This is a genomic window from Exiguobacterium qingdaonense (assembly GCF_018617855.1).
In the GTDB taxonomy this organism is placed as follows: Bacteria; Bacillota; Bacilli; order Exiguobacteriales; family Exiguobacteriaceae; genus Exiguobacterium; species Exiguobacterium qingdaonense.
Window position 1 is genome coordinate 263,980 of record NZ_JACSKY010000003.1, and the last position, 7,531, is coordinate 271,510.

The 7,531-nt window shown below is 45.4% G+C and carries 6 protein-coding genes and 1 pseudogene; 6 read left to right on the top strand and 1 reads right to left on the bottom strand.

Annotated elements, in window-relative coordinates; all coding sequences use genetic code 11:
• Nucleotides 1-69: 69 nt before the first annotated feature.
• Nucleotides 70-783, top strand: a complete 714-nt coding sequence (locus KNP00_RS06255) for a DUF1189 family protein (RefSeq protein WP_215143299.1) — start codon at nt 70-72, stop codon at nt 781-783.
• Here the strand turns inward: KNP00_RS06255 and KNP00_RS06260 are convergent, their stop codons facing one another.
• Complete coding sequence (locus tag KNP00_RS06260) at nt 784-1,800, bottom strand: LacI family DNA-binding transcriptional regulator (RefSeq protein WP_215143300.1); 1,017 nt, start codon at nt 1,798-1,800, stop codon at nt 784-786. It abuts the gene before it with no gap.
• Nucleotides 1,801-2,028: 228 nt separating this feature from the next.
• Between KNP00_RS06260 and KNP00_RS06265 the strand changes: the two genes are divergently transcribed.
• From KNP00_RS06265 to KNP00_RS06285, 5 genes and pseudogenes are all read left to right on the top strand, one after another.
• Nucleotides 2,029-3,306, top strand: coding sequence for an ABC transporter substrate-binding protein (locus KNP00_RS06265; protein WP_215143302.1), 1,278 nt, complete (start codon nt 2,029-2,031; stop codon nt 3,304-3,306).
• A 60-nt stretch (nt 3,307-3,366) separates the two neighbouring features.
• Nucleotides 3,367-4,332, top strand: coding sequence for a carbohydrate ABC transporter permease (locus KNP00_RS06270; RefSeq protein WP_215143304.1), 966 nt, complete (start codon nt 3,367-3,369; stop codon nt 4,330-4,332).
• 12 nt (nt 4,333-4,344) lie between these two features.
• On the top strand, nt 4,345-5,169 hold the full coding sequence (locus tag KNP00_RS06275) for a carbohydrate ABC transporter permease (protein WP_215143306.1): 825 nt from the start codon (nt 4,345-4,347) through the stop codon (nt 5,167-5,169).
• A gap of 11 nt (nt 5,170-5,180) precedes the next feature.
• Complete coding sequence (gene pgmB, locus KNP00_RS06280; protein ID WP_215143308.1) at nt 5,181-5,831, top strand: beta-phosphoglucomutase; 651 nt, start codon at nt 5,181-5,183, stop codon at nt 5,829-5,831.
• Nucleotides 5,832-5,883: 52 nt separating this feature from the next.
• Nucleotides 5,884-7,353 (top strand): annotated as a pseudogene (locus KNP00_RS06285) (alpha-glucosidase); the annotation flags it as partial.
• Nucleotides 7,354-7,531: the final 178 nt, after the last annotated feature.

Here is a 7,531-nt window from a genome sequence, read left to right on the forward strand (position 1 = left end):
TATTTTCTTTTATTTGCAATTGAAACGTGATTAAATGGGGTCAGAAACGTTTTAGGAAAGAGGGTCGACATGGAGCAACTGATTGCTAGTCTTGGGTTTCAATTCGATAAAGTGAAAATGTGGAGAACGCAGTCTATCTGGAAATCATTTTTTTATGTAGTAATCGCGGTTCTTTTAGCGAACATGATCGTATACAGTGTGAAATGGACAAACCAATCTGCAGTAGGTCAGGAAGAGCTACCGTCTTTTCGTATTACTGAAGACGGCCTTCGTTACAATCAAGCGTTTTCGTTCGACGTTTCGGTGCTGGATTTGACGGTGATGGTAGGAGATGAAAGAGAGACGAACGCACGGCAGGCGTTAGTGCTAAGCGAAACAGGTTGGGCACTCAAACGAAGCGGGGTCGAGACGGATTTGAATAGTTATCGATCCTTGCTGGATTTTGTGGGAAGGTCGGATGTGACGGAGCGAGATGTATATGCTCTGTTAGAGGAGTTGAACTGGTTCTATCCGATTTATATTTATGGGGCCATCTTGTTTGACTTGGTCCTTCACCTTCTGCTTCTTTCATTATTGGCGCTTGCGGGGCTCGGGTTTCGGCGCTTTGTTCCGATTCGTTATAAAGAAGCATGGACGATTACAGCATACGGCATTACAGCACCGCTTTTCGTGCGAACAGCGATCGCGCTGTTGCCGATCAACGTGCCGATGTTGTCCGTATTGTATTGGGCAACTGTCGGAATATTCGCTTTCATGACAATCCGAAAAATCGGCGATGACTAATCATCGCCGATTTTTTGTGACCGATTCTCGAAGGATCAGTTGGTTGTTGACAAACACCTCGTGGGGGGCATCTTGCTCTTCGACAATGTTTACAATCATAGACGCAGCTTTGCGCCCCATTTCGTAAGGTTGTTGCCCGACTGTCGTAAGAGGAGGGGATACATATTGGGACAAGAGAATGTTATCGAATCCGATGATGGACAAGTCATCAGGCACGTTCAATCCGAGTTCGCGCGTCGCTTGAAGAACACCGAGTGCCATCACGTCAGATGCACAGAAGATTGCCGTGACTTCGGGGTGATTCAGTAAAAATGGGAGTGCCACATTCTTTGAGGCGAGTTCCTCGAAGTCCCCGTTCAGCACATACTCGTCGCGAAAGTCGATTTCATGCTCATGCAACACTTGACGATAGGCGTCATATCGAACGGTCGAGACATAGGCGTTGGGGGAGCCGTTCATAAACGCAATGTGTTGATGTCCGAGTCGGATTAGATAACGTACGGCTTGTTTGGCGCTTTCGAGCTGATTCGATGTTACGTAGCCGGTGTTCACCCCTTCGACTGGTATGTCGACCAGTACGCAAGGCACTGTGCTCTCGATCGCCTCGAGTAAATAAGGGTCATCTCGTTTCAAGCCTTGGATGACAACGCCATCTAATTGACGTTCGGCACACATCTGACTATATGTCTTGTTCTTTTGCTTCGAAGTAGAAGTGGATAAAAGTACGAACTCGTAGTTAAGGTTTGATAACTCGTCTGACACACCGCATAACGTCTCGAACATGAAATTATCTTTAATACTCTCACGTTTTAAGTCGGTGACGAGGAACCCGATTGTGTTTGATTGCTTTTTGACTAGACTGCGCGCTAGGATGTTCGGGCTGTAGCCGAGCTCCTTTGCGACATCTAAAATTTTGTCTCGAGTCTCCTTGTTCACATCGTCATAGCCGTTCAAGGCGCGAGATACGGTTGTGATCGAAAAACCGGATGCTTTGGAGACATCTTTTAATGTAGCCATGGTGAAAGACTCCTTTATATGAAAACGTTGTGATTAATTTGGGATTAATTTGATTGTATATCTAGTTTAGCCTGTATATGAAAGACTTGTAAACCGCTTATTTAAAGGATTTGTAACGGTTATATAAAAAAGTTCTTGATTTCCGAAACGTTTCGGGTTTAAAATCTAGTTGTGAGTTGAAAGCGGTTACTTTGATTCGATTACAATTATTCTAGGAGGAAAATCACGATGAACAAGAAAGTTTCAAAGCCATTATCAATTGTCATGCTATCAGGACTTGTTTTTACTGCAGCTTGCGGTGGCGAAGAGGAAGCGCAAGTGGCCTCGAACCCATCTGATCTCGAAGGGAAAGAAATTACGGTCGGGACGTGGAAAGGGACAGATGCCGAAGTCAAGGCGTTTGATGAGTTATTAGCGGCCTTCACCGAAGAGACAGGAATTAAAGCAAAGAAGAAGGTCTATAATGATTATCAAACACAACTTCAAACGGACCTCGTTGGTGGAACGGCGCCGGACGTGTTTTATGTCGATGCTTTTTTAGCGCCTGAACTATCTAAACAAGGTGTGCTCGAACCACTGGATCAGTACATCGAGCAAGCAGAGAAAGATTTAGTCGATTTCTATGAACCGGCCATCAATGCTTTCAAATCAGACGATCAATTGTTCGGTCTGCCGAAAGACTATTCGACACTTGGCCTTTACTATAACAAAAAAATGATTGAAGATGCAGGATTCACAGCAGATGACATCCCATCTGACATGGGTGAGCTTCCAGGTTTCTTGGAAGAGTTGAAAGGAAAGCTCCCGTCTGGTGTGACGCCGGCAATTACAACATCTGAACTTGCACGTCATATGTTCGTACTCCAATCTGGCGGCACGGAGGTCGTCGATGGGGACGGAATGGCGGTATTGGCGCAACCTGATCAAATCGCTGCCATCCAACCCCTTGTAGATGCCTACCAAGACAAGCTTGTTCAACGTCCGGCTGATCTCGGTCAAGGGTGGGCCGGCGACTCGTTCGGAGCAGAAAAAGCGGCGATCATGATTGAAGGGAACTGGGCGATCTCCCATATTAAGCAAAACTTCCCGAACGTTGAAATGGGAACGAAAGAAGTGCCTACGATTGGTGGAGACAGTGGGTCGATGATGTTCACAGTATCGTATTCGCTCAATAGCGATTCGGAAGAAAAAGCGGCGGGATGGGAGTTTATCAATTATGCGACATCGAAAGACGGCATGAAGATTTGGTCTGAAGGAGCCGGTGTCCTGCCGTCACTCAAATCGATTGCGGAAGAATTGAATCTTCAAGACGATGAATTGAAAGCGCCATTCGTTGCGGCTGGGGCTTATGCGACACCTTGGCAAAAAGGAGATTCACTGTCAATCGTTGCTCGTGAGTATAACAACTTGTTACCAGCAGCTTTAAAAGGCGACATGACGCTTGAGGAAGCGATGAAAAAGGCGGAAGAAACAGCGAATAAAGATATCGAGACGCAATTGAAATAAAGAAACAATTGGGCTCGCGTAACTGCGCGAGCCTTACTGTGTTCGGAAAGGAAGGGTTCTATGGGCACACAGCTCGAAATCAATCGACGTACTGATACGGCATCACAAGCACCACCACCAAAGAAAAAGAAAGGTAGTGAACGTGATCGTCGTGAGGCGGTACAGGGGATGACATTTATGTTGCCAACGCTAATCATCTTGGTGACATTCACGTTGCTTCCAATTGCGTATTCTCTGTTCTTGTCGTTTACACGCGTGAATTTGTTTGGTGGGATCGACTTTCAGTGGGTCGGCTTGGACAACTACGTCAACGCGTGGAACGATGACCGGGTATGGACAGCGTTAAAAAATACATTCCGTTACGCCCTGTTCGTTGTGCCAATCCAAACGGCCATCGCACTTCTAATGGCTGCCGTCTTAAATTCGGGAATTCGTTTTCAAAACACGTTTCGGACGATTTACTTTTTGCCGACACTTACTTCAAGTTCGGCGCTCACGATGATTTTCATGTTTTTATTCAGTTTAAATGGTCCAATCAATAACATCCTCGTCAGTTTTGGATTGTTAGATACGCCAGTTAACTTTATCAATGAAACAGATTTCGCATTGACGACCATCATGGTCATGAACATTTGGTCGACTGTTCCATTTTTCATGACCATCTACTTGGCAGGGCTTCAAGATATTCCGTCTTCACTTTATGAGGCGGCATCGCTTGATGGTGCGAACGCCTGGCAAAAGCTGATGAAAATCACGGTTCCGAATCTGACACCTGTGACAAACTACGTCCTGTTGATGGGAATCATCGGATGCTTCCAGTTGTTTGACCAAGCATATATCATCTCAGGAGGGACTGGCGGACCGAACAACGCGACGCTCACCTTCTCGCTCATCATTTATCAATATGCGTTCAAGACGATTGGGACGATGGGATACGCTTCTGCCCTTGCGATCATTTTGACAGCGATCATCTTCACCGTGTCGATGATTGCCCGTAAATTGAACAAAGAAGAGTCTAACTATTAAGGGGGAATGGATATGAAAAAGAAAACATGGCCGCGTATCGTGATGTACGTCATTCTCGTTTCGTACGCGCTCGTCACACTGTATCCATTCTTATGGGCAGTGCTCGCCTCGTTTAAACCGTATAGTGAGATTGTAGCGGGAGGACTTACGCTTTGGCCGGAGAATCCAACGCTAGCAAACTTTGAACACATCTTTACGAAAGATCCACTTTTTCCACGTTGGATCATGAACTCTTTTTTGATTGCGACGCTCGGTACAATCGTAAACGTCATCTTCAACACGATGGCAGGTTATTCACTTGCACGTCTCCGGTTTCCTGGCCGTAACTATCTATTTTTATTAATATTGGCGGTCATGATGGTACCGGGACAAATCTTGCTCATCCCGAACTACTTGATTATGAGATCGCTCGGTATACTCGACACATATTCTGCCTTGATTATACCTGGGGCTATAAACTTCTCTTACATCTTCTTAATGCGACAATTCTTTATCAACTTCCCACGTGAAGTCGAGGAAGCCGCACAAGTGGATGGGCTCAATCGATTCCAAACGTTTTGGCGTATCGTTTTCCCGATGGCCCGCGCCTCGGTAGCAACACAGGCTGTCTTCGTCTTCCTAGGATTTTGGAACGAGTTCTTGAAACCGCTACTTTATATCACATCACCTGAGAAATATACGCTCACGCTTGGTTTGCAGTCATTCCAAAGCCAGAACGCGACTCAATGGAACTACATTATGGCGGCTTCAGTCGTCAGTATCATTCCGATTATCATTTTGTATATCATGCTGAATAAATACTTCATGCAAGGTTTACGAATTGGTGGGGATAAATAAGGAGAATTATGATGAAAGCGTTTATCTTTGATTTAGATGGTGTCATCACCGATAGTGCAGAATACCATTACTTGGCATGGAGGGCTCTCGGAGAAGATCTTGGCATTGCCTTTGATCGTGAATTCAATGAGACATTGAAAGGGGTGAGTCGAACCGAATCGCTTGAACGGATTTTACGTCTGGGAGGACGTGAGAATGATTTTTCGGTCGAGGAGAAGGAGCGACTTGCGACAAAAAAGAATGAACACTATGTATCTCTTATTTCAAACATCACGAGCGCAGACATCTTACCAGGTATTGAGGGGTTCTTAGGCGATTTGAAAGAAGCTGGCTATAAAGTCGGGATGGCGTCTGCTTCTAAGAACGCACAGATGGTGACACGTCAACTCGGATTACTCGATGCGTTTGACCATATCGTCGACGCGGCGACGGTAACCGATTCGAAGCCGCACCCTGAAGTATTTTTGAAAGCTGCCGCAGCACTCCAAGTCGAACCGAAAGATTGTGTAGGGATTGAGGATGCTGTCGCTGGCATCGAAGCGATTCATGCAGCTGGTATGTTCGCTGTCGGTATCGGAGACCCGGAGGTGTTGACCGAGGCTGAACTCGTCTTTACGGACACGAGTAGCCTCACGCTCGATCACGTCTTAGCGCGGATTTAAAACAAAGCCTCGAGTGGTCACGCTCGGGGTTTTTGAATGAGGAGGAGATGAATTGGAACGGACATGGTGGAAAGAGGCGATTGTGTATCAAGTATATTGGCGAAGTTTCTTTGATACAAATGGCGACGGTTACGGTGATTTAGAAGGTGTCCGTCAAAAATTATCGTATATTAAAGAACTCGGTGCGGATGTTGTCTGGCTTAACCCATTTTATGTATCGCCCGATAAGGACAACGGCTATGATATTGCGGACTATTATCGTGTCATGGAAAAAGCGGGGACGATGAAAGATTTTGAGCGTTTGCTCGAATAAGCGCATACGCTTGGATTGAAAGTCATTTTAGATTTAGTGGTCAATCATACATCTGACCAACATCCTTGGTTCCTTGAAGCAAGGACATCAATCGATTCACCGAAACGAGACTATTATATTTGGCATGATCCTGTTGATTGTAAAGAACCGAATAACTGGCGCTCTTATTTCGCTCCATCGTGTTGGGAACATGATGCAAGGACCAATCAGTATTACTATCATTCGTTTGCTGTCGAACAACCCGATCTCAACTGGGAAAATGAAGAATTACGCCATGAAATCTATAAAATGATGCGCTTTTGGCTCGATAAAGGGATTGACGGCTTTCGCATGGATGTAATCAACTTACTCGCAAAACGACAAGATTTGTCTGATGTCGAGGATCCGTATGATTTAAGTTATTTAGCGAACAATTCTGGCATTCATGAGTACCTTCAAGAAATGCATGAGGAAGTTCTAAAACATTATGATTGTATGACGGTCGGTGAGATCCCGTTCGTTACTCCGAAGGAAGGGGTCCTTTATGTAGATGAGACGCGTCATGAGCTAAATACATTGTTTCATTTCCAAATCGCGGATGAGATGCCGTCGTGGGATATGCTCCGTTTCAAAGAAATTCAGCGTGGCTGGTATGAAGGATTGAAAGGAAAAGGTTGGAACTCGCAATTCTTAAATAATCACGACCACACGCGTCAAGTGACGCGATATGGTAATGACGCGGAACATCGTGTTGCTTCGGCAAAGCTATTGGCCACTTTGACGCACACATTACCTGGCATTCCTTATATCTATCAAGGTGAAGAAATCGGTATGACGGGTGTCACGTTTGATTCGATTGACGACTATCAAGACATTGCGATGAAAAACCGTTATGTAGAAGAGGTTAGCAAAGGGCAAGATCCGAAAGTCGTGTTGGACAGCTTGCGCTTGCTCAGTCGTGATAATTCCCGAACACCCATGCAGTGGAATGGTTTTCGGGAAGCGGGATTTACGGAAGCGATCCCTTGGATGACGGTGAACCCGAACTATATCGATGTAAATGTAGAAGCTGATTTGCTTCGAGAAGATTCGGTGTTTCGATATTATCAAAAAATGATTCAATTAAGGAAATCAAATGAAGCGCTTGTTTATGGAGGGTTTCACGATTTAATTCCAAAAAATAAGTCGCTACATGCATATGAACGCTTTTTAGGACAAGATCGATTTTTAACTAAATCAGGTGAGAATTCTCCCTCCTCTAAGCGTCTCGGGGCGAAGCCCGGCGTAGGTGGGAGATGAATCGCCCGGTCCAAACGTCTTTTCCCCCTGTGACAGATATGACGAACAAAAGTTCGTGATTCCGTCAGATTCTCCCTCCCCTTCCACGGGTATCGGACGAGGAGGATAC